General features: G+C 72.5%; 20 protein-coding genes and 2 pseudogenes. 15 read left to right on the top strand and 7 right to left on the bottom strand.

What is annotated here, in order from left to right; all coding sequences use genetic code 11:
- Positions 1-23 precede the first annotated feature (23 nt).
- From ACFYV5_RS11535 to ACFYV5_RS11520, 4 genes are all read left to right on the top strand, one after another.
- Positions 24-782: an SDR family NAD(P)-dependent oxidoreductase gene (locus ACFYV5_RS11535; RefSeq protein ID WP_355110440.1), complete on the top strand. Its 759-nt coding sequence runs from the start codon at positions 24-26 to the stop codon at positions 780-782.
- Positions 779-1,858 carry a threonine aldolase family protein gene (locus ACFYV5_RS11530; RefSeq protein ID WP_389167842.1) on the top strand — a complete coding sequence of 360 codons (1,080 nt, stop codon included), beginning with the start codon at positions 779-781 and terminating at the stop codon, positions 1,856-1,858. The genes ACFYV5_RS11535 and ACFYV5_RS11530 overlap by 4 nt, the downstream gene beginning before the upstream one ends.
- Positions 1,859-1,929: 71 nt before the next feature.
- Positions 1,930-2,508 (top strand): transglutaminase family protein, encoded by a 579-nt coding sequence (locus ACFYV5_RS11525; protein WP_389167204.1) that lies wholly within the window; start codon positions 1,930-1,932, stop codon positions 2,506-2,508.
- A 13-nt stretch (positions 2,509-2,521) separates the two neighbouring features.
- Positions 2,522-3,223 (top strand): B3/4 domain-containing protein, encoded by a 702-nt coding sequence (locus ACFYV5_RS11520; protein WP_389167202.1) that lies wholly within the window; start codon positions 2,522-2,524, stop codon positions 3,221-3,223.
- 51 nt (positions 3,224-3,274) lie between these two features.
- Here ACFYV5_RS11520 and ACFYV5_RS11515 read toward each other — a convergent pair whose 3' ends face one another.
- A complete protein-coding gene (locus ACFYV5_RS11515; RefSeq protein ID WP_355110443.1) occupies positions 3,275-3,997 on the bottom strand; it encodes a lysophospholipid acyltransferase family protein in 723 nt (240 codons plus the stop codon).
- Positions 3,998-4,218: 221 nt separating this feature from the next.
- Here ACFYV5_RS11515 and ACFYV5_RS11510 point away from each other — a divergent pair, with 221 nt between their 5' ends.
- From ACFYV5_RS11510 to ACFYV5_RS11485, 6 genes are all read left to right on the top strand, one after another.
- Complete coding sequence (locus tag ACFYV5_RS11510) at positions 4,219-4,599, top strand: TlpA family protein disulfide reductase (protein WP_389167199.1); 381 nt, start codon at positions 4,219-4,221, stop codon at positions 4,597-4,599.
- Positions 4,600-4,796: 197 nt separating this feature from the next.
- Positions 4,797-5,312, top strand: a complete 516-nt coding sequence (locus tag ACFYV5_RS11505) for a flavin reductase family protein (protein ID WP_389167196.1) — start codon at positions 4,797-4,799, stop codon at positions 5,310-5,312.
- Between the two features lie 200 nt (positions 5,313-5,512).
- Positions 5,513-6,298: an electron transfer flavoprotein subunit beta/FixA family protein gene (locus ACFYV5_RS11500; protein WP_389167193.1), complete on the top strand. Its 786-nt coding sequence runs from the start codon at positions 5,513-5,515 to the stop codon at positions 6,296-6,298.
- Positions 6,299-6,355: 57 nt separating this feature from the next.
- The gene (locus tag ACFYV5_RS11495) at positions 6,356-7,318 is read left to right on the top strand and encodes an electron transfer flavoprotein subunit alpha/FixB family protein (protein ID WP_355110447.1); all 963 of its coding nucleotides are present in this window, start codon (positions 6,356-6,358) and stop codon (positions 7,316-7,318) included.
- 152 nt (positions 7,319-7,470) lie between these two features.
- Positions 7,471-8,760, top strand: a complete 1,290-nt coding sequence (locus tag ACFYV5_RS11490; RefSeq protein WP_389167190.1) for a DUF6986 family protein — start codon at positions 7,471-7,473, stop codon at positions 8,758-8,760.
- A 97-nt stretch (positions 8,761-8,857) separates the two neighbouring features.
- On the top strand, positions 8,858-10,771 hold the full coding sequence (locus ACFYV5_RS11485; protein ID WP_389167188.1) for a protein kinase: 1,914 nt from the start codon (positions 8,858-8,860) through the stop codon (positions 10,769-10,771).
- A gap of 55 nt (positions 10,772-10,826) precedes the next feature.
- On the opposite strand, the gene ACFYV5_RS11480 is transcribed toward ACFYV5_RS11485, so the two are convergent.
- A complete protein-coding gene (locus ACFYV5_RS11480) occupies positions 10,827-11,861 on the bottom strand; it encodes a LacI family DNA-binding transcriptional regulator (RefSeq protein ID WP_355110450.1) in 1,035 nt (344 codons plus the stop codon).
- Between the two features lie 129 nt (positions 11,862-11,990).
- Between ACFYV5_RS11480 and ACFYV5_RS11475 the strand changes: the two genes are divergently transcribed.
- Positions 11,991-12,947: an ROK family protein gene (locus ACFYV5_RS11475; RefSeq protein WP_389167184.1), complete on the top strand. Its 957-nt coding sequence runs from the start codon at positions 11,991-11,993 to the stop codon at positions 12,945-12,947.
- A gap of 118 nt (positions 12,948-13,065) precedes the next feature.
- Here ACFYV5_RS11475 and ACFYV5_RS11470 read toward each other — a convergent pair whose 3' ends face one another.
- Positions 13,066-13,275 (bottom strand): hypothetical protein, encoded by a 210-nt coding sequence (locus ACFYV5_RS11470; protein WP_355110452.1) that lies wholly within the window; start codon positions 13,273-13,275, stop codon positions 13,066-13,068.
- Positions 13,276-13,471: 196 nt separating this feature from the next.
- Here ACFYV5_RS11470 and ACFYV5_RS11465 point away from each other — a divergent pair, with 196 nt between their 5' ends.
- Positions 13,472-14,515 (top strand): NUDIX domain-containing protein, encoded by a 1,044-nt coding sequence (locus tag ACFYV5_RS11465; RefSeq protein ID WP_355110536.1) that lies wholly within the window; start codon positions 13,472-13,474, stop codon positions 14,513-14,515.
- Between the two features lie 147 nt (positions 14,516-14,662).
- Here the strand turns inward: ACFYV5_RS11465 and ACFYV5_RS11460 are convergent, their stop codons facing one another.
- A complete protein-coding gene (locus ACFYV5_RS11460) occupies positions 14,663-15,343 on the bottom strand; it encodes an MBL fold metallo-hydrolase (RefSeq protein WP_389167181.1) in 681 nt (226 codons plus the stop codon).
- Positions 15,344-15,427: 84 nt separating this feature from the next.
- On the bottom strand, positions 15,428-16,792 hold the full coding sequence (locus tag ACFYV5_RS11455) for a dipeptidase (protein ID WP_389167179.1): 1,365 nt from the start codon (positions 16,790-16,792) through the stop codon (positions 15,428-15,430).
- Positions 16,793-16,914: 122 nt separating this feature from the next.
- Here ACFYV5_RS11455 and ACFYV5_RS11450 point away from each other — a divergent pair, with 122 nt between their 5' ends.
- Positions 16,915-18,411, top strand: a complete 1,497-nt coding sequence (locus ACFYV5_RS11450; RefSeq protein WP_389167177.1) for a geranylgeranyl reductase family protein — start codon at positions 16,915-16,917, stop codon at positions 18,409-18,411.
- A gap of 34 nt (positions 18,412-18,445) precedes the next feature.
- Here ACFYV5_RS11450 and ACFYV5_RS11445 read toward each other — a convergent pair.
- Positions 18,446-18,583: pseudogene (locus ACFYV5_RS11445) on the bottom strand (deazaflavin-dependent nitroreductase); the annotation flags it as partial.
- A gap of 1 nt (position 18,584) precedes the next feature.
- On the opposite strand from ACFYV5_RS11445, the pseudogene ACFYV5_RS11440 reads away from it, so the two are divergent.
- Positions 18,585-18,779 (top strand): annotated as a pseudogene (locus ACFYV5_RS11440) (TetR-like C-terminal domain-containing protein); the annotation flags it as partial.
- A 28-nt stretch (positions 18,780-18,807) separates the two neighbouring features.
- Here ACFYV5_RS11440 and ACFYV5_RS11435 read toward each other — a convergent pair.
- Positions 18,808-19,599, bottom strand: coding sequence for a BTAD domain-containing putative transcriptional regulator (locus ACFYV5_RS11435; RefSeq protein WP_389167174.1), 792 nt, complete (start codon positions 19,597-19,599; stop codon positions 18,808-18,810).
- A gap of 217 nt (positions 19,600-19,816) precedes the next feature.
- Here ACFYV5_RS11435 and ACFYV5_RS11430 point away from each other — a divergent pair, with 217 nt between their 5' ends.
- Positions 19,817-22,012 (top strand): MMPL family transporter, encoded by a 2,196-nt coding sequence (locus ACFYV5_RS11430; protein ID WP_389167171.1) that lies wholly within the window; start codon positions 19,817-19,819, stop codon positions 22,010-22,012.
- Positions 22,013-22,021 lie beyond the last annotated feature (9 nt).

The following is a 22,021-nucleotide window of genomic DNA, read 5'->3' as shown; positions in this document are numbered from 1 at the left end:
TCACGGAGGAGGAGGGGACGACCATGAACGGCAACGGAAACGGCGGGTCGCTGGAGGGCGCCGTCATCGCGGTCGCGGGAGCGGCCGGACCGGCGGGGCGGGCGACCCTGATGCGTCTCGCCGAGGCCGGCGCCATCGTCGTCGCCTCGGACGCCGACCCGGCGCGCCTGGCCGAGGCGGTCGACGCCGCCCGGTACGCCCACGGCGGCGCCACGGTCGTCGGGGACACGGTCGACCTGCTCGACCTCGGCGCCGCTCGCGAGTGGGCCGACAAGACGGAGAAGGAGTTCGGCCGGATCGACGGGCTCGTCCACCTCGTCGGCGGCTGGCGCGGCAGCGCCTCCTTCGCCGAGACGGACCTCGCCGACTGGACCTTCCTCGAGAAGCTCCTGATCCGCACCGTCCAGTCCACCTCGCTCGCCTTCCACGATCCGTTGCTGCGCAGCGACCGCGGGCGCTACGTGCTCATCAGCGCCGCGGGCGCCTCGAAGCCCACCGCCGGAAACGCCGCCTACGCCGCGGCCAAGGCGGCGGCCGAGGCGTGGACGCTCGCCCTGGGGGACGACTTCCGCAAGATCGGGGGCGACGCCGGTCCCCAGGCCGCGGCTGCCATCCTGGTGATCAAGGCACTGGTGCACGACGCCATGCGCGCCGAGCGCCCGACTGCGAAGTTCGCGGGCTTCACCGACGTCAAGGATCTGGCCGACGAGATCGCCGGCGTCTGGGCGCGGCCCGCCCAGGAAGTGAATGGACAGCGTCTGTGGCTGACCCCCAAGCCGTGACCCCGGCTCTGCCCACCAGGACCGACGCGCGTCGTCACCACGACCCGTCGGTCCGGGGCTTCGCCAGCGACAACTACGCGGGCGCCCACCCGGAGGTGCTCGCGGCCATCGCGCTCGCCAACGGCGGTCATCAGATCGCCTACGGCGAGGACGACTACACCGAGCACCTCCAGCGGATCATGCACAGCCATTTCGGCCCGGGCGCCGAGGCCTTCCCGGTCTTCAACGGCACCGGTGCGAACGTCACCGCCCTCCAGGCGCTGACCGACCGCTGGGGCGCCGTGATCTGCGCCGAGTCCGCGCACATCAACGTGGACGAGGGCGGTGCGCCGGAGCGGATGGGCGGCCTCAAGCTGCTCACCGTGCCCACCCCGGACGGCAAGCTCACGCCCGAGCTCATCGACCGCCAGGCATGGGGCTGGGAGGACGAGCACCGGGCCATGCCGCAGGTCGTCTCGATCACCCAGAACACCGAGCTGGGCACGGTCTACACCGTGGACGAGATCCGGGCGATCGTCGAACACGCGCACGCCAAGGGCATGAAGGTGCATCTCGACGGTGCCCGGATAGCCAACGCCGCCGCCTCTCTCAACGTGCCGATGCGGGCGTTCACCAACGCGGTGGGCGTGGACGTCATCTCCTACGGCGGGACCAAGAACGGCATGCTGTTCGGCGAGGCCGTGGTCGTTCTCAACCCGGACGCGGTCAGCCACATGAAGCATCTGCGCAAGCTGTCCATGCAGCTCGCGTCCAAGATGCGCTTCGTGTCGGTCCAGCTGGAGGCGCTGCTCGCCAAGGACCTGTGGCTGCGCAACGCCTCGCACGCCAACGCGATGGCTCAGCGCCTCGCCGCCGGCGTGCGGGAGGTGGACGGGGTGGAGATCCTCTACCCGGTGCAGGCCAACGCGGTCTTCGCGCGTCTGCCCCACGAGGTCAGCACCCGTCTCCAGAAGCGCTTCCGCTTCTACTTCTGGGACGAGGCGGCCGGCGACGTGCGCTGGATGTGCTCCTTCGACACGACGGAGGACGACGTCGACGCGTTCCTCCAGGCGCTCAAGGAAGAGATGGCGCACTAGTTTTCTGCATAAGTATGCGGCCGATCGGAAATGGATTGACTCCGGTCGGTCGCATTCCTACGCTCTGGCGCATGGAACTGATCCAGCGCGAACCAGAACTCTCCGCCTATCTCGCGGCCGACGAGGTCATCGATCATGAGCACCCGCTCGTGCGGGAGATGGCCGCGCGTCTGCGCGCCGACCACCCGGACGCATACTCATACGCGAAGGCTGCCTTCGAGTTCGTCCGGGACACCATCCCGCACTCCTTCGACTCCGGCGACACGCAGGTCACCTGGCGGGCCTCCGACGTCCTCGCGCAGGGCACCGGCATCTGTTACGCCAAGTCGCACGCCCTCGCGGCGCTGCTGCGCGCCGAGGGCATCCCGACGGCCCTCTGCTATCAGAAGTTCGAGGCCCTCCACGGGCTGGTCGCGGTCAGGATGCCGGGGGAGCCGACCTGGCACCGTCAGGACCCGCGGGGCGGCGAGCCGGGCAAGGAGGCCGAGTTCTCCCTGGGGCAGGAGCGGTTGGCTTTCCTGCCGGATCCGGAGTTCAATGAAATGGACTCACCGGTACTGTATTCTGCACCCCACCCAGCGGCGCTGAAGGCCCTGCGGTCGGCGCGGGACGTGCCGGAGCTCTCCAGGACCCTCCCGACCGAACTCTGACGCAAGGATCGCGATGCCCCTCACCCTGACCGTGTCCGACGAGGTGCGTGCCCTCGTGCCCGGCTTCACCCACCTCGCCGTCGAGGCCCACGGGCTCGTCAACGGCCCGAGTGACGACGTCAGTTCGGCTCTGCTCGACGACGCGGGCCGACGCCTCGCGGAGCGGCTCGACGGGCTGGCGCCGGACAGGGACCCGCACATCGCCGCCTGGCGCGCGGCCTACTCCGCCTTCGGCGCCAAGCCGTCCCGTACCCGGAACTCCGCGGAAGCGCTGGCCAAGCGGGCACTCGCCGACGGCGGGTCCGGCGGGCTGCCCCGCATCAACAAGCTCGTCGACGCCTACAACGCGATCAGCATCGCGCACCTCATCCCGGTGGGCGGCGAGGATCTCGACAAGATCCAGGGCGGGATGAGGCTCGTGCGGGCCACCGGCGACGAGCCGTTCGTGACCATGGCGGGCGGCGAGGAGACCGTGGAGCACCCCGAACCGGGCGAGGTCGTCTGGTGCGACGAGGCGGGCGTGACCTGCCGCCGCTGGAACTGGCGCCAGGGGCCGCGCACGCGGATCGACGACGACACCGTCAACGCCGTCTTCCTGCTGGAGTCGCTCACGCCCATGACGCGGAAGGAGCTCCTCGCGGCCGGCACCGAGCTCGCCGAGTCCCTGGAGAAGCTCAACCCCCGGGCGCGGATCACCGTCCGCGACCCCGAGTGACGTTTCGTTCCTCGACGCCCCGGCCGTCGGTCCGAGCGCTCGGCCGACCGGTCAGCCGGCCTCTTTGACCTGGGCCGGAGTCGGAGCCGTACCCCCGAGGTGCGCGGGCACCCACCAGGTGTCGCTCGCGTCCTTGGGGCGTACGGGATAGGCGCGCTGGGCGGCCTCCAGGAGCTCCTGGACGCGCTCGCGCAGGCGCCGGGTGATGGCGCCCGCGAACTGGTCCGTCGGCGCCTCCATCGGTTCGCCCACCCGGATCGTCACGGGGATGTGGCTGCGCCTGAAGTTCCGCGGACGGCCCTTCGTCCAGACCCGCTGCGTGCCCCAGAGCGCCATCGGGATCAACGGAACGCCGGCCTCCTGGGCAAGGCGCGCCGCACCCGACTTGAAGCTCTTGAGCGTGAACGACTGCGAGATGGTCGCCTCGGGGAAGACGCCGATGATCTCCCCGGCCTTCAGCGACTCCAGCGCGTGCTGGTAGGCGTGCTCGCCCTGCGCGCGGTCCACCGGAATGTGCTTCATGCCGCGCATCAACGGACCCGACATCTTGTGCCGGAACACCGACTCCTTCGCCATGAAGCGCACCAGGCGCTTCTGCGGGAGCGCGGCCAGGCCCGTGAAGATGAAGTCCAGATAGCTGATGTGGTTGCTGACGAGCACCGCCCCGCCCGTGCGCGGGATGTGCTCCGAACCCTGCGTGTCGATCTTCAGGTCGAGCGCCTTGAACATGGTCAGTGCGGCGCCGATGACCGGCCGATACACGAGTTCTGCCATCTGAGGGGAAGCCCTTCTTCTGTGCCCGGGGAGGGTTCTCCCGGCGGAAGTTACGCGGCCGTAGGTTTTCGGCTTTGGGCAGATCGTGCCCCATGTGGGCGCCGGTGACCAGTCCTGACGGCTTCGTACGGGGAGATTCTCGTCACGCCCCGGCGCCCGTGGCGGGAATCGAACGGTGCCGTGGGACGCTGCACAGGGGAGTGGAGAGCAGGGAGAACGACATGGCGGAACAGCCGCTGGGCGCGGACCCGGACGCCGGCCCGGACGCGGACGCGGACCCGGGTACGGGTGGGGACCTGGGCGCGCTCGGAGCCGGGAGCGGGGTCGACCTGGGGGAACGGGCCACCCTCGTGCAGTTCTCCACGGCCTTCTGCCAGCCCTGCCGTGCCACGCGCCGCACGCTCGCCGAGGTCGCCGGAATGATCGAGGGGGTGGGCCACGTGGAGATCGACGCCGAGGACCGCCTCGATCTCGTACGACGGCTCGGCATCGTCCGCACCCCCACCGTCCTGGTCCTGGACCGCACCGGGCGGATCGTCGTCCGCGCGGCCGGACAGCCCCGCCGGGCGGACGTCATCGCCGCGCTGGGGCGAGCCCTCTGACGCGGTGACCCTCCTCCCATATCCCGGTACGCACTTGACTGCACCCGCCAACGATCGCCACGCTGGCCAGGTGCCTTCCGAAATCCTTCTCCACGGGCGGGTCCACGTGGACCTCGCCCGCAACGCGAGCGCGCGCTGTCCGGGTGTCTGAGAACCCACGGACCCACCTCACGACGCCCCCGCAGAAGGACAGTTCCATGACGGTTTCGCCCGAGCTCCGCACCATCGGCGCCCCTCGGCAGGCCTCTCCCGACCTCCTCCGTTCCGTCTTCCGGCAGCACGCGGCCGGTGTCGCGGTCATCACCGCCCACGGGGACCGCCCCGTCGGCTTCACCGCCACCTCCCTCAGCTCCGTCGCCGCGGAACCTCCCCTGATCTCCTTCGGCGTGGGCACCTCCTCCTCCAGCTGGCCCGTGGTCGCCGAGACGGAACACATAGGGGTGCACGTCCTCGGCGAACACCAGCGGGAACTGGCCGACACCTTCGCCCGCAGCGGCGCCGACCGGTTCGGCGGCTCCACGCGCTGGAGCGTGGGACCCGAGGGCGTCCCGATCCTGGACGGCGTGCTCGCCTGGCTGGTGTGCCGGGTGGTGGCCCGCGTCCCGGCCGGGGATCACCGCCTCGTCATCGCCGAGGTCGTCGCCGGAGACCCCGACGGAGTGGGCCGGCCCCTCCTCTATCACCAAGGGCGCTTCAACGCTCTGCGCGACTGAAAGTTCCCGGTCGGCGCGGGGCGCCGCGCGTTGGCAAGGTCACATGCCTGAGCGCTTGCTCACTGGTAACGAACTGGGTGTACTGACGAGTAATATTTCGGTCGGGGCAGAGGGCGCCCCAACCGGAAACCCGCCCTTCAGGCGCCTATGCTGCGAGCAACAAGGCAGCCCAGTTATGACGATGCAGTAGGAGAGCCGGCGTGAGCTTGAGGATCGTTGTCTGTGTGAAGTACGTGCCCGACGCCACCGGCGACCGGCACTTCGCCGATGACCTGACCGTCGACCGCGACGACGTCGACGGCCTGCTGTCGGAGCTCGACGAGTACGCGGTCGAGCAGGCGCTGCAGATCGCCGAAGAGGCGGACGACGTCGAGGTCACCGTGCTCACGGTCGGCCCCGAGGACGCCAAGGACGCGCTCCGCAAGGCGCTGTCCATGGGTGCCGACAAGGCCGTCCACGTCGAGGACGACGACCTGCACGGCTCCGACGTCATGGGCACCTCGCTGGTCCTGGCCAAGGCGATCGAGAAGACCGGCTACGACGTCGTCATCGCCGGTATGGCCTCCACCGACGGCACCATGGGTGTCCTGCCCGCGATCCTCGCCGAGCGTCTGGGCGTCCCGCAGGTCACGCTGCTCTCCGAGGTCAAGATCGAGGACGGCAAGGTGACCGGCCGTCGTGACGGCGACAGCGCGTCCGAGCAGCTGGAGGCATCGCTTCCGGCCGTCGTGTCGGTGACGGACCAGTCGGGTGAGGCCCGCTACCCGTCCTTCAAGGGCATCATGGCCGCCAAGAAGAAGCCGGTGGAGTCCCTGGACCTCGACGACCTCGAGATCGAGGCCGACGAGGTGGGCCTCGAGGGTGCCTGGACCGCGGTCGACTCCGCCGCGGAGCGCCCGGCGCGCACCGCGGGCACCATCGTCAAGGACGAGGGCGAGGGCGGCAAGCAGCTCGCCGAGTACCTCGCGAGCCAGAAGTTCATCTAGGGCTCGCGCGAGCCGCTGAAGTCCGCCACTCTTTCGTTCGCAGGAGACTGAAGTCCCATGGCTGAGATTCTCGTCTACGTCGACCACGTCGACGGAGCCGTCCGCAAGCCCACCCTGGAGCTGCTCACCCTGGCCCGCCGCCTCGGCGAGCCCGTCGCCGTCGCGCTGGGCAACGGCGCCGAGGCCACCGCCCCGGCGCTCGCCGAGCACGGTGCCACCCGCGTCCTGACCGCCGACGCCCCCGAGTTCGCCGACTACCTCGTCGTACCGAAGGTGGACGCGCTGCAGGCCGCGTACGACGCCGTGTCCCCGGCCGCCGTGCTCGTCCCGTCCTCCGCCGAGGGCAAGGAGATCGCGGCCCGCCTCGCGGTCCGCATCGGCTCCGGCATCATCACCGACGCCGTCGACCTGGAGGCCGGTGACGAGGGGCCGGTCGCGACGCAGTCCGCGTTCGCCGCCTCCTTCACCACCAAGTCCCGTGTCTCCAAGGGCACCCCGGTCATCACGGTCAAGCCGAACTCGGCCCCCGTCGAGGCGGCCCCGGCCGCCGGCGCCGTCGAGCCCCTCGCGGTCTCCTTCGGCGAGCTGGCCACCGGCACGAAGGTGACCGCGCGCACCCCGCGCGAGTCCACCGGCCGCCCGGAGCTGACCGAGGCCGCGATCGTCGTCTCCGGCGGCCGTGGCGTCAACGGCGCCGAGAACTTCGCGATCATCGAGGCGCTCGCCGACTCCCTCGGCGCGGCGGTCGGCGCCTCGCGTGCCGCGGTCGACGCCGGCTGGTACCCGCACGCCAGCCAGGTCGGCCAGACCGGCAAGTCGGTCTCGCCGCAGCTGTACATCGCCTCCGGCATCTCCGGTGCGATTCAGCACCGCGCGGGTATGCAGACCTCGAAGACCATCGTGGCCATCAACAAGGACGCCGAGGCCCCGATCTTCGACCTCGTCGACTACGGCGTGGTCGGCGACCTCTTCGACGTCGTCCCGCAGCTGACCGAGGAGGTCAAGACCCGCAAGGGCTGACCTGCGGTTCTGTCGCGGCCGGGGCCGCACGGTGATCCTTCACCGTGCGGCCCCGGGTCGTTTCGGACAACCATTGACGCAGGTCCCGACGGACTACTAACTTCGCCATACGGATTGTTGATTCCGTGAAGCGGAAAACAGGAGGATGTGGGATGGGTCAGCAGGAGAAGGTGTCGACGAGCCTCGCCGGAGCGGTCAGCGAGGGCATCAGCGCCTCCCTCGCAGCGGTGGACGCCGAGCTCGACCGGCGCTACCCCGGAGACCCGGGCACCCGCCAGCCCGTCCACACCGTCTACGTCCCCGGCAACGTCTTCGACGCCGGGACCATCCGCTCCTGGGGCGACCAGGCCCTCGCCGCCCTCGACGAGCACGCCCCCGACGCCGCCTCCTTCGCCGCCGTCCTCGGCCTCTCCGACGACCTCGCCGAGGACGTCTACGGCCGCGTCCGCGCCAAACTGGAGCGCGAGCCGATCGAGGACCTCCGGGTCGACTTCGAGGACGGCTACGCGGGCAAGGACGAAGACGCCCACGCCGCCCGGGCCGCCCGGCTGATCTCGGAGGCGTACAAGAACGGCACGGCCGCCCCGTACATGGGCATCCGGATGAAGTGCATGGAGGCCGCCGTACGCGACCGCGGCATCCGCACCACCGACGTCTTCCTCACCGGCCTCATCGAGAACGGCGGCCTGCCCGACGGCCTCGTCCTCACCCTCCCGAAGGTCACCTACCCCGAGCAGGTCTCGGCCTTCGTCCGCCTGCTGGAGGCCTTCGAGAAGGCCCACGGCCTGGACGCCGGCCGCCTCGGCTTCGAGATCCAGATCGAGACCAGCCAGTCGATCCTCGCGGCCGACGGCACGGCCGCTGTCGCCCGCATGATCGACGCGGCCGAGGGCCGTGCCACCGGACTGCACTACGGCACCTTCGACTACAGCGCCTGCCTGGGCGTCTCCGCCGCCTACCAGGCCAGCGACCACCCGGCCGCCGACCACGCCAAGGCGATCATGCAGGTCGCCGCCGCCGGAACCGGTGTACGGGTCTCCGACGGCTCCACCAACGTCCTGCCGGTCGGTTCCACCGAGCACGTCCACGAGGCCTGGCGCCTCCACTACGGCCTCACCCGCCGCGCCCTCGCCCGCGCCTACTACCAGGGCTGGGACATGCACCCGGCCCACATCCCCACCCGCTACGCCGCCGTCTTCGCCTTCTACCGGGAAGGCTTCGAGACCGCCGCCAAGCGCCTCTCCGCCTACGCCAACCACGCGGGCGGCGACGTCATGGACGAGCCCGCCACCGCCAAGGCGCTCAGCTCCTACCTGCTCCGCGGCATCGACTGCGGCGCCCTCGACACCGCCGAGGTCGACGCCCTCACCGGCCTGTCCCGCGCCGACCTCGACCGCTTCGCCGCCCCGCGCCGAGGCGACCTCACCGCCACGGCCCAGTAACAAGCGGAACCACCAAGCGGAACCACCCGCGCCGAGCGCGCGACGGTGCCCCGTACTCTGTACGCGTTCAACGCAGCCGACAGAGAACGGGGCATCGGTGTCTTCGGGGGAGAACGAACGGCTGGCCGGCCGCTACAGAGTCGTGCGCCAACTGGGCCGCGGCGGCATGGGCGTCGTCTGGCGGGCCGTCGACGAGGTCCTCGGCCGCGAGGTGGCCGTCAAGGAACTGCGGACGTACAACGACTCGTCCGGGCCGGAACTGGCCGATCTGCACGTACGGATGCAGCGTGAGGCACGGGCGGCCGCCCGGGTACGGCACCCGGGGGTCATCGCCGTCCACGACGTGACCGAGCATCAGGGCCGCCCCGTCATCGTCATGGAGCTCATCGACGGGCCCTCGCTCGACGACGTGCTGAGCGAGCGCGGTGTCCTTGACCCGCGTGAGGCCGCGGCCATCGGCGCCGCGGTCCTGGAGGCGCTCGCCGCCGCGCACGACGTCGGTGTGCTCCACCGTGACGTGAAGCCCGGCAACGTCCTCCTCGACAAGGGAGGGCGGGTCGTCCTCACCGACTTCGGGATCGCCACGATGGAGGACCCGGGCGACGGCTCCACCACGCACCTCACCCGCAGTGGCGAGATCGTCGGTTCGCTGGACTACCTGGCGCCCGAGCGGGCCCAGGGACAGCAGCCCGGACCCGCCTCGGACGTCTGGGCGCTCGGTGCCACGCTGTACGCGGCCGTCGAGGGCTCCTCGCCCTTCCGCCGTACGTCGACCTGGTCGACCCTGAACGCCATCGTCGTGGAGCCTCTGCCGGAGTCGCGCAGAGCGGGCCCGCTCGGTCCCGTACTCCAGCGGCTGATGGACAAGGACCCGGCCCGGCGCCCCGACGCCCGCGCCGCGGCGCGGCTCCTGACCGCCGTGGCCCACGGCGGTCAGGACGCCCCTTCCCCGGCTCACCCCGGCGTCCCGACCGAGCGCGGCGCCGTGCCGCACCCGCCGGACGGCTTCGGCCCGGCGGTCGCACCCCCGGCCCAGGGCTTCGGGCCCGACGGGTTCGGCCCGACGGCTCCGGGTGCGATCGCGGGAGCGGGTACGGCGGACGGTTTCGGGCCCGCGCGGCCGCAGGGGCCCGGGGCCTTCGGCCCGGCCGTCGCGCCCGGTCCGGACTCCGTGCTGTCCTCCTACGCGCCGGCCGCGGCGACGGGCTTCCCGCCCGCCGGCCATCCGGCACCGGGGCATCCGGCGTCGGGGGCACCGGCGGGGGTCACCGACGCTCGGACGGCCCCGCAGGCGCCCCGTACGTCGCGTTCCGCGGCACTGGTCGCCGCGGCGGTCGCCGCCGTCCTGCTGGCCGGCGGCGGCGTGACCTACGCGCTGGTCGAACGCGACTCCGGCACGGAGCGGGAACAGCGCGCGGACGGCCGGACCCCGACGGCCCCCGGCACGAGTCCCGGCCGCGTCCTCGACCAGGGTGCCCCGGGCCAACCGGACGCGACGGCGAGCGCGTCGGCGACGGGGTCGGCCACACCCTCGAAGGCGGCCACGAACAAGCCCACCGGCCCCACACCGACCACCGCGTCGAAGGCACCCGTCCCCGGAACCGGCAGCGGCGGCACCACCGGTGGGGGCACCAGCGGCGGTACGAGCGGCGGCGGCACCAGCGGTGGCGGCGGTACGAGTGGCGGGTCGACCACCACCACCGGCGGCGGCTCCCCGGCGGAGCCCGCGCCTGTCTGCCACTCCATCGGCGGCGGCAAGTACAACTGCGAGGTGTGGCGCACCGAGAAGACATACCGTCACGACGGCGGCCAGATGGGGATCCTCAACGCCGGCACCAACTACTTCTACTGCCAGGTCGATCTGGGCCGGCGGGAGACGTACGGCCAGTGGACGAACGTCTGGTGGGCGAGGACGGACGACGACAGCGGCAACACGAACGTCTACTTCAGCCTCGTGTACATCAAGGGCGGCGACAACGACCGTCCGCTGCCGGGCCTCCCGGTCTGCTGAGTGCCCTCGCCGGGGCGTACCACCGGTCGCGCGTTCGATGGTGTCCGCGCCCCGGCTACGCGGACGGCGGGGGGATCTCGCCCGAGCCGCGCGGGATCAGCCGGGTCTCCAGGACCACCTGGGCCGGCGCCTCGTCGATGCCGTCCAGGCGGCGGAAGAGCCGTTCCGCCGCCGTGCGGCCCAGCGCCGCCGCGTCCTGGGCGATGACGGTGATGCCGAGCAGATCGGCGAGTTCGATGTCGTCGAAACCGACCAGGGCGACGGGGCGTTCGCGGTCGGCGAGCGCCCGGACGGCGGTGACGGTGACCCGGTTGTTGCCCGCGAACAGCGCGGTGACCGGCTCCGGTCCCGACACCATGGCCGTGACCGCCTCCCGTACCCGCTCAGGGTCGGTCGGGCCCAGCGACACCCAGGAATCCTCGACGGCCAGACCCGCGTCCTCCATCGCCGCGCGGTAGCCGCGCAGCCGCTCGGTCGCCGTGTGGATGCGCGGCCGGTCGCCGACGAAGCCGATCCGGCGGTGCCCGTGGGCGATCAGGTGGGCCACCCCGGCACGGGCGCCGCCGAAGCTGTCCGAGAGGACGGCGTCGGCGTCGATCCGGCCCGCCGGGCGGTCCACGAAGACCGTGGCGACACCGGCCTTGATCTCCGGTTCCAGATAGCGGTGGTCGGTTCCGGCCGGGATCACGATCAGTCCGTCGACCCGGCGGGCGCACAGCGCGAGGGCCAGCTCCTGCTCCCGGTCCGGGTCCTCCGCGCTGGAGCCGTTGATGAGGAGCGCGCCGTGGGCCCGGGCGACCTCCTCGACCGCGCGGCTGAGGGGACCGTAGAACGGGTCGGCGAGGTCCTCCAGGACCAGGCCCACCGAGGCGGTGCGGCCCTTGCGCAGCACGCGGGCGCTGTCGTTGCGCCGGAAGCCGAGCGAGTCGATGGCCTCCTGGACCCGGCGCTCGGTGTCGGGGGTGACGCCCGGCTCGCCGTTGACGACCCGTGAGACCGTCTTGAGCCCGACGCCGGCCCGGGCGGCGACGTCCTTCATCGTGGGCCGATTGCCGTAACGGTGCTCGGGGTGGCGGGCGGTGTCGGCCACGGTGCGCGGATCTCCTCTGTCTCGTCTCTGTCTCGTCCGAGCATAGGGCCTGGACAACGTTGTCAGAGCTTGGGAGACTGTAGGTCGCACCGATCGACCGCTTCCGCCCCTTCTGGAGACACCGCGCACATGCAGACAGAGCTCGTGGTCGCCCTCGACTTCGGCGGCACCAAGATCGCCGGCGCGCTGGTGGACGGCGAGGGCGGGATCCTCGTCCGGGCGCAGCGACCCACCCCGGCCCAGGAGGACGGCGAGACGGTGATGGGTGCCGTCGAGGCGGTGCTCGCGGATCTGGCGGTCTCGCCCCTGTGGGAGTCGGCGCGCGCGGTGGGCATCGGGAGCGCCGGGCCGGTGGACGCCTCCGCCGGCACCGTCAGTCCGGTCAACGTGCCGGGCTGGCGCGGCTTTCCGCTCGTCGAGCGGGTGCACAAGGCGACCGGCGGGCGGCCGGTGACGCTGGTCGGCGACGGCGTCGCCATGACGGCCGCCGAGCACTGGCAGGGTGCGGCCCGCGGCCACGACAACGCGCTGTGCCTGGTCGTCTCGACCGGAGTGGGCGGAGGTCTGGTGCTCGGCGGGCGGGTGCACCCGGGCCCCACCGGCAACGCCGGCCACATCGGTCACATCAGCGTGGATCTCGACGGCGACCCGTGCGCCTGCGGCGGGCGCGGCTGCGTCGAGCGGATCGCGAGCGGACCCCACATCGCCCGTCGCGCCCTGGAGAACGGCTGGCGTCCGGGTCCCGACGGCGACACCTCGGCCGCGGCGGTCGCCGCCGCGGCGCGCGCCGGGGACCCGATCGCCACGGCCTCCTACGAACGTGCCGCGCAGGCCCTGGCGGCGGGCATCGCCGCCACCGCGACCCTGGTCGAGATCGACATCGCCGTCGTGGGCGGGGGAGTGGCGGGCGCGGGGGACGTGCTCTTCGACCCGCTCCGGCGCAGCCTGCGCGCCTACGCCACGCTGTCGTTCGTCCGCGACCTCGTCGTGGTCCCGGCGCTCACCGGCACGGACGCGGGCCTCCTCGGCGCCGCGGCGGCGGCGGTCCCGCGCAGCCCCGACGGCGGACCCGCCTCGGCGCCCTGACGTCTCGTCACGGCTCCGCCCGCTTCCGCCCGGTCGGTCGTTCTCGCCCGGTCAGCCGGTCAGCCGGTCAGCCGGTCAGCCGGTCAGCCGGTCAGCCGGTCAGCCCGTTCCCGCCCGGTCAACCGCTCCCGCGGTCGGCGGCGCCCGCTCCGGCACCCACCGGTTCCGGCCTCCGCTGCTCGACGATCACCAGGAACGCGTCGGACTCCAGGTCCATCACCACCTCCGCCGGAAGCCCCTCGTCCCTGCGGGCGCTGGCGAACTCCTCGGCGGGCCAGCTGCCTCGCGGGCCTCCCGCCGGAAACCTCTGCAATACCGTACGGCTCATCTCCGCACCCCCTTGCCTCGCGGGTCCAACGACAGTCGGTCCCGAAGTGTTACGCATCGCCCCGCACGCGCGTTCGCCGAGTGAGGCGTCTCACATCCGCCTACCCGCCTTCGGGGCCTCGACGACCCAGGGTCCGCCCGGGGTTTCCGTGGCAGGGTGTTGCGGGCAAGCCACTGGGGGCTACCGAAGAGGGGGAATCGTGATCGTCTGGGTCAACGGTGCGTTCGGCGCGGGGAAGACCACCACCGCGCGCGAGCTGGTCGATCTGATCCCGAACAGCACGCTGTACGACCCCGAGATCATCGGCGGCGCGATGGACCGGCTGCTGCCGCGCAAGCGCCTCGACGAGGTCGACGACTACCAGGACCTGCCGATCTGGCGCCGACTCGTCGTGGACGCCGCCGCCGCGCTGCTCGCCGAGGTCGGCGGCGTGCTCGTGGTTCCCATGACCTTGCTGCGGCAGGAGTACCGGGACGAGATCTTCGGCGGGCTCGCCGCCCGGCGTATTCAGGTGCGGCACGTGCTGCTCGCCCCGGACGAAACGATCCTGCGCGCGCGGATCCGGGGCCGTACGCCCGACGACTCGGACCCCGAGGCCCTGGAGCGGGTCCGCCAGTGGTCCCTCGACCACATCGAGCCCTACCGCGCCGCGTTGCACGGCTGGCTGTCCGCCGACACCCATGTCGTCGACACCTCCGCGCTCACCCCGGCCGAGGCCGCCGCGGCCGTCGCCGAGGCGATCGCCTCGGGCACCGCCGCCCCCTGCGGCATCGTCCAGACCCCCGAACCCACCGGCGAGACGCTCGCCGCCGGAGTGCTGCTCTTCGACGAACAGGACCGGGTCCTGCTCGTCGACCCCACCTACAAGCCGGGCTGGGAGTTCCCCGGTGGCGTCGTCGAACCCGGCGAACCGCCCGCGCGGGCCGGGATGCGCGAGGTGGCCGAGGAGATAGGGATCGAACTCGACTCCGTACCCCGTCTGTTGCTCGTCGACTGGGAACGCCCCCAGCCCCCGGGCTACGGCGGCCTGCGCCTCCTCTTCGACGGCGGCCGGCTGCCCGCCGCCGACGCGGACCGGCTCCTCCTGCCCGGCGCCGAGCTCCGCGGCTGGCGCTTCGTCACCGAGGAGGAGGCGGCCGAACTGCTGCCACCGGTCCGTCATCGCCGCCTCCGCTGGGCCCTGCGCGCCAGAGAACGCGGGACCGTGCTCAATCTGGAGGCCGGTGTCCCGGTCGGCTGAGACCAACCGTCCGCGCGGGGCGGTCGGCTGAGACCACCGCCCGCCGGGGCCGTTCGGCTGAGACCACCGCCCGCCCGGGCCGTCCGGCTGAGACCACCGCCCGCCCGGGCCGTCCGGCTGAGACCACCGCCCGCCCGGGCCGTCCGGCTATTCCGCGGCTTCCGCCAGTCGGCGGGCGGTGTCCGTCGTCACCGGGTCCCCGTGCCCGCAGCACAGGACCGACGGCTTCAGCTCCGCCATGCGCCGCATCGACTCCATGGCGAGCTCGCGGTCCACATGGAACACGCTGAACGTCACGCCCTGCACCGTCGCCACCGTGTCGCCGGTGAACAGGACGCCGTGCTCCGGAAGATGGACCGCGAGGGAGCCGGGCGTGTGACCCGGCGTGTGCACCACCACCGCCCCGCCCCCGAAGTCCAGCACGTCCCCGTCCTCCAGCTCCCGGTCGACCCGGGTCGCCGGTGCCACGGGGACGGTCATGCCGTGCTCGTACAGCGGGATCTCCCAGTCGAGCAGGACGGGCTCGGGGACCGGGGCCTCGCCGCGGATCACGGGGGCGTCGAGGCGGTGCGCCAGGATCTCGGCGCCGAACCGGTCGGCGAGCTCCTGCGCCGAGCCGACATGGTCGCGGTGGCAGTGGGTGAGCACGATCCGGCGCAGGGCGGCGGGGTCGAGCCCCGCTCCCCGGATCGCCGTCTCGATCTCCCGCGCCGAGTCCACCCAGCCGGCGTCGATCAGCGTCAACTCCTCCTCGTCCCGCCACAGATAGGCCTGGCCGATGGAGAAGTGCAGGAGGTACAGGCGCGGCGTGATCTCGATGAGGTCCATGCGGCGAACCTACGCGTCCGCGCAGGTCCGCCGCGTGGTTCTACGCTCTCGGCGAGCTTCGCCGAGCGCTGAACACACTCCGCGTCAGTTCTGCTTCGAGCGGGCGTAATTGAGCAGGAAGTGCGCCTCCGCCACCGACAGGCGCTCCAGCTCCTCCGGCGACACCGACTCGTTCACCGCGTGGATCTGCGCCTCCGGCTCGCTCAGACCGATCAGCAGGATCTCCGCCTCCGGGTAGAGCGCCGCGAGGGTGTTGCACAGCGGGATCGAGCCGCCCATGCCCGAGCTCTGCATCTCCTGGCCCGGGTACGCGATCCGCATCGCCTCGGCCATCGAGGTGTACGCCGGGCTGGAGACGTCCACGCTGAACGCCTGCCCCTGGCCGACCTGCTCGAAGGAGACCCGCGCGTTCCACGGGGTGTGCTTCTCGATGTGCGCGTACAGCAGCTGCGTCGCCTCGGCCGCGTCCTGGCCCGGCGGCACCCGCAGGCTGATCTGCGCGCGGGCCGTCGACGGGATCGACGGGGTCGCGCCGGCCACCGGGTGGCAGTCGATACCGATGACGGTCACGGCCGGGCGGGCCCAGAGGCGGTCGGCCACCGTGCCGTTGCCGGGCAGACCGACACCGTCCAGGACCTTCGCGTCCTGGCGGAAGTCCTCCTCCGGGTACTGCAGGCCCTCCCACGCCGCGTCCGCCGGCAGGCCGTCGATGACGGTCGAGCCGTCCTCCGCGCGCAGCGAGTCCAGGACGCGGATTAGCGCGGCCAGCGCGTCCGGCGCGGCACCGCCGAACATGCCGGAGTGCAGATTGCCCTCCAGGGTGTCGATCTGGACGCGGATCATCGTCATGCCGCGCAGGGTGGCCGTGACGGTGGGCAGTCCGAGGCGGAAGTTTCCGGTGTCGCCGATCACGATCGCATCGGCGGCGAGCAGCTCGGGGTGCGCCTCGGCGAACCGCTCCAGGCCGCCCGTGCCCTGCTCCTCCGAACCCTCCACGATGACCTTGACCGTGACGGGCATCCCGCCGTTGGCCTTGAGGGCGCGCAGCGCCAGCAGGTGCATGATGAAGCCGCCCTTGCAGTCGGCCGCGCCGCGCCCGTACCAGCGCCCGTCGCGCTCCGTCAGCTCGAACGGCGGGGAGATCCACGCCGACTCGTCCAGCTTCGGCTGCACGTCGTAGTGCGCGTAGAGGAGGACGGTCGGGGCACCGGCGGGGCCGGGCAGCACGCCGTACACCGACTGTGAACCGTCCGGGGTGTCGAGCAGCGCCACGTCCTGGAAAGCCTCGGCGCGCAGCGCGTCGGCCACCCAGTTCGCGGCGGCCTCGCACTCGCTCCGCGGGGCAACCGCCTCGTCCGCCACCGACTCGAAGGCCACGAGCTCCGCGAGCTCCGCCTTGGCGCGCGGCATCAGGCCGGCGACGGTCTCGGCTATCGGATTGGCGGTCATGGGCACGCTCCTGATGGGTGCGACGTTGTAAGGACGATGCCGTATGTCGGTGGTACGGCGAACGCATTGCCGATCCTACGGCGCGAGGTCTCGCAGGCCGCGCCGTAGGATGCCCGAAGAGCATGGACCGTCGGTCGGATCAGGAGCAGAAGCACATCGTGAGCAGCGAGAACGCAGACGCCGAAGAGGTACGCGCGGGAGAGTCTCAGGACGCGACCGTCTGGGACGTGGTCGTCGTCGGGGCCGGCCCGGCCGGCGCGTCGGCGGCGTACGCGGCCGCGGTCGCCGGTCGCCGTGTGCTGCTCCTGGAGAAGGCCGAGCTGCCGCGTTACAAGACCTGCGGCGGCGGCATCATCGGGCCGTCGCGGGACGCGCTGCCGCCCGGTTTCGAACTGCCGCTCCAGGACCGGGTGCACGCCGTCACCTTCTCCATGAACGGCCGCTTCGCCCGGACGCGCCGCTCGCGTCGGATGCTCTTCGGGCTCATCAACCGGCCCGAGTTCGACGCCGGTCTCGTCGAGCAGGCGCAGAAGGCGGGCGCCGATCTCCGTACGGGCGTCACCGTGTCCCGCGTCGAGCAGCACGGCCCGGCCGTGCCCGACCGCCGGACCGTCGCCGTGGTCCTGGCCGACGGCGAGACGGTCCTGGCGCGGGCGGTGGTCGGGGCGGACGGCAGCGCCGGACGCATAGGAGCCCATGTCGGGGTCAAGCTCGACCAGGTGGACCTGGGTCTTGAGGCGGAGATCCCCGTTCCGCCGTCGGTGGCCGAGGACTGGAAGGGCCGCGTCCTGATCGACTGGGGCCCGATGCCCGGCAGCTACGGCTGGGTCTTCCCCAAGGGCGACACGCTCACGGTCGGCGTCATCTCGGCGCGCGGCGAGGGCGCGGCCACCAAGCGCTATCTGGAGGACTTCATCGCCCGCCTCGGGCTCGCGGGCTTCGAGCCGGCGATCTCCTCCGGTCATCTGACGCGCTGCCGCAGTGACGACTCGCCGCTGTCGCGCGGCCGGGTGCTCGTGTGCGGCGACGCGGCGGGGCTTCTCGAGCCGTGGACGCGGGAGGGCATCTCCTTCGCGCTGCGCTCGGGCCGGCTCGCGGGGGAGTGGGCGGTACGGATCGCGGAGGCGAACGACGCGGTCGACGCACGCCGTCAGGCGCTGAACTACGCCTTCGCGATCAAGGCGGGCCTGGGCGTGGAGATGGCGGTCGGGCGGCGGATGCTTGCGCTCTTCGAGCGGCGCCCCGGGCTGCTGCACGCGACGATCACCGGTCTGCGTCCGGCCTGGAACGCCTTCACGGACATCACCCGGGGCTCGAGCTCGCTGGCCGGCCTGGTCCGCTCGAACGGGGTGGCCCGACGGGCCCTCGATCTGCTGGACCGCCGCCTCGGGACGACCGACGGCCCGGAGGGCCGGGGCGTGACGGAGCCGGCCACCACGGCCGGGCCCGCCGAGCGGCAGAGCGTGGCGACAGGTGCGGGTGCGGTCGAGGGCGAGGCGAAGGGTGCCGAGGCCGTCGAGGATGTCGACGGTGCCGCGGATGTGGCGGGTGCTGCGGGTGCCGAGGGCTCCGCCGGTGCCGAGGGCTCCGCGCGGGCGGGGGACGCCGAGGCGTCGTGACGGCGGGCGGGGCGGCAGGCGGGGCGGCCCGGTCTCATGAGGCCGGGCTGATCCGGAAGACGGGATGCTTCGGGGCGATCGCGCGCAGCTCCTCGTCGGAGGAGTCGGGGCCGACCCCGCCGAAGAAGACGCCGACCTCGGCCTTCCAGCGCTTGAGGTAGGCGCGCAGCAGCATGGCCGCCGACTTCGCCGCCGATCTGCCGCCCGCTCTCGTCGTCGCCCTGGTCGCCGCCTGGTCGCAGCTCTTCGGGCTCGTATCCTTCGAGGTGTTCGGCCAGTTCCACCGGATCGTGGAGGAACGGGAGGAGTTCTTCTCCGCGGCCGCCGCCCGCCTGGGCCGGGACATCGGCCTGCTGAGCCGCGCCTGACAGGGGGCCGCCACCTCGACCGCACCCCTCAGGCAGCCGGGGCCCGCCCCACCATCTCCGCGCCGCCACCCAGGAGCGCCGGGTCCTGCCGCAGCATCCGCGCGTGCAGATCGCGCAACGCCGGGCCCGGGTCAGCCCCCATCGCCTCCGCGATCCGCCGCCTCGCCTCCTCGTACGCGAGCAGCGCGTCGGACGAACGCCCGTTCCGGTACAGGGCCAGCATCAGGAGCGCGACCGGCCGCTCCCGCAGCGGATGCGCCGCCACGAGCCGTACCAGCTCGTGCACGCACTCCTCGTACCGGCCCAGCGCGATCCCGCCCTCCAGGCGCGCCTCCAGGACCAGCATCCGCTTCTCCGCCCAGCGCCGCCGCTCGGCCTCCAGGTACGGTCCGGGCAGCCCCTCGGCGTACTCACCGCGCCACAACGCCTCTGCCTCGCCCGCCACGTGACCGGCCCGGCGCAGATCCCCGGCCTCACGGGCCGTGATCGCACTCCGCAGCAGCTCCCGCCGCTCGCAGAGATCGTCGATCCGGGCCCCGGTCAGCCGGTAGCCGCTGCCCGTCCACACCAGCTCCGGCCCGGCCTCGCCGAGGGCACGGCGCAGCCCGGAGACGTACTTCTGGACGAGATTCCTCGCGTGTACGGGGGGTTCGGCGCCCCACAGGGCGTCGACGAGGCTCCCGAACGCCATCGACCGTCCGTCGAGGTGCAGGAGCACGGCGAGCACGGCGCGCTGCTTCGGCGGCCCCAGCGGGAGCTCCGCCCCGGCGCACAAGGCCCGCAGAGGGCCGAGGAGTTCAAAGCGGATCGTGTCGGCCATGCGCCGAGCGTATCCCGAACGGTTCGGGGCCCCACCGGCCGTCCGCCTGCCGGAAGACCTACCGGCGACCTTCCAGCAAACCTTCCGGCGAACCTTCCAGTAGGCCGTCCGGTGAGCCTTTCAGCGGAAGTTCCAGCCGGCCTTCCAGCGGAAGTTCCAGCCGGCCTTCCAGCGGCCGTTCCAGCCGCCGGTCAGCGTCGCGTCCGAGCGTGGCCTCATGCAGCACGAACCACGACCGAAGCCCACGCTCCCCACGCCACCCATGGCCCTCACCCCTCTCGCCCGTCTCGGCGCGCTCGCCGTCCGCCGTAGCGGGGCGGTGCTCCTGACCGCTCTCTTCCTCTTCCTCGGTCTGGGCGTCTACGCCGCGGGCGCCCAGGCCGACCTCGATCTCGCCCGCTGGGACGCCCCCGGCTCCGAATCCGTCGAGGCCGCCCGCGCCCTGCGCGAGGACTTCTCCACCGGCAACCCCAACCTCGCCCTCCTCGTCACCGCCCGCGGCGGTGACATCGACGACGCGGCCACCGCACGCGCCGCGCGTGCCCTCGCCGCCGAGGTCGCCGCGCTGCCGCACGTCACCGACACCCGCACGTACTGGAGCGGCCAGAGCCCCGCCCTCCGCTCGAAGGACGGAAGCCGCGGCCTGATCCTCGCCCGCCTCGAAGGCACGGCCACCGAGACCCGTGCCCAACTCGCCGAGCTATCCCCCCGATTGACCCGCACCACGCCCGAACTCGTCGTCCAGGTGGGCGGTCAGGAGGAGATCTCGCGGCAGGTCGGCGAGCAGGCCCGCGCCGACTTCCTCACGGCCGAGGCGCTCGTCCTGCCCGCGGTGGTCCTCCTCCTGATCCTGGTCTACCGCCGTACCGCGGCTGCCCTGATCACGGTCGGCACCGGACTGCTCTCCGTCGTCGCCACGCTCGCCGGGCTGCGTCTCCTCGCCCAGATCACCCCCGTCTCCACCTTCGCCGCGAACATCGCGCTCGTGCTCGGGCTCGGGCTCGGCATCGACTACAGCCTCTTCCTCATCACCCGCTACCGCGAGGAGCGCGCCGCGGGGCACCCCCAGCCCCAGGCCGTCGTCCGGGCCACGGGGGCCGCCGGCCGCACGGTCGTCTTCAGCGGCGTCACCGTCGCCGTCTCCCTCTCCGCGCTGCTGGCCTTCCCCTTCTTCTTCCTCAGCTCCTTCGCCTACGCGGGCATCCTCGTCGTCCTCACGGCGATCGGCGGCGCCGTCCTCGTCCTGCCCGCCGCCCTCGCCCGCTGGGGCCACCGCATGGAACGCGCCACCCCACCCGCCGCGAGCGGCCTGTGGCACCGGACCGCCCTGCGTGCCCTGCGCCGCCCCGTCCTCAGCGGCGCCACCGTCCTCGGGGTCCTCCTGCTCGCCGGCTCACCCCTCCTCGGCCTGCGCTTCGGTCTGCCGGACGAGCGGACCCTGCCCGCCGGAACGTCGTCACGGACGACGTCCGAGATCGTCCACCGGGACTTCGCCGCCGAACCGACCGACACCGTGCAGGTCGTCGTCCCCGCACCCGTCGACCGCTCCGCACTCACCGCGTACGCCGCCGAACTGGCCCGTCTGCCCGGCGTCTTCGGCGTCGAGCCGCCGGCGTACGGGAAGAGCGGCGCGGCCCTGCTCGCCGTCGTCCCCACCCAGCGGGCGATGTACGGGGACGTGCCCGCGTTCGTCGAACGGATCCGTACCGCCGACGGGCCGCCGGGAGTCCTGGTCGGCGGCTACCCCGCCGAGACCACCGACTTCCGCGCCACGCTCCTCGACCGGCTGCCGCTCGTCGTCGGACTCGTCCTGACCGCCACCTTCGTCATCCTCTTCCTCCTCACCGGCAGCCTGCTCCTGCCCGCCAAGGCGACCGTCCTCAACCTGCTCAGCCTGTCGGTGATGTTCGGCTGCCTGGTGTACGTCTTCCAGGACGGCCACTTCGCGTCCGTGCTGGGCTTCACCCCGACCGGCTCGATCGAGCCGAGCATCCCGGTCCTGATGTTCTGCGTCGTCTACGGCCTCTCCATGGACTACGAGGTGTTCATGCTGGCTCGCATCAAGGAGGAGTACGAGCGGACCGGCGACACCGAGCGGGCCGTCGTCGCGGGCATCCGGCGCACCGCGCCGCTGATCACGGCCGCCGCCGGGATCCTCGCCCTCAGCTTCGCCGCGTACGCGACCGGTGGCGTCGTCTTCCTGAAGGAGCTGGGCGTCGGCACGGCGCTCACCGTCCTCGTCGACGCCACCCTCATCCGGCTCGTGCTGCTCCCGGTCACCATGCGCCTCGCGGGTCGCGCCAACTGGTGGGCCCCGGGCCCGCTGCGCCGCCTCCACCGCCGCTTCGGGCTGAGCGAGGAGCCCCGGCTCGCGGAGGCGCCGGACGGCGTACTCCAGCGGGAGTACGCGTGACCACCACGC

Origin of the sequence: Streptomyces sp. NPDC003035 (assembly GCF_042888285.1) — a bacterium.
Lineage (GTDB): Bacteria > Actinomycetota > Actinomycetes > Streptomycetales > Streptomycetaceae > Streptomyces.
The sequence above is the reverse complement of the archived record's forward strand: the minus strand, read 5'-3'. Positions and strand labels throughout refer to the sequence as shown.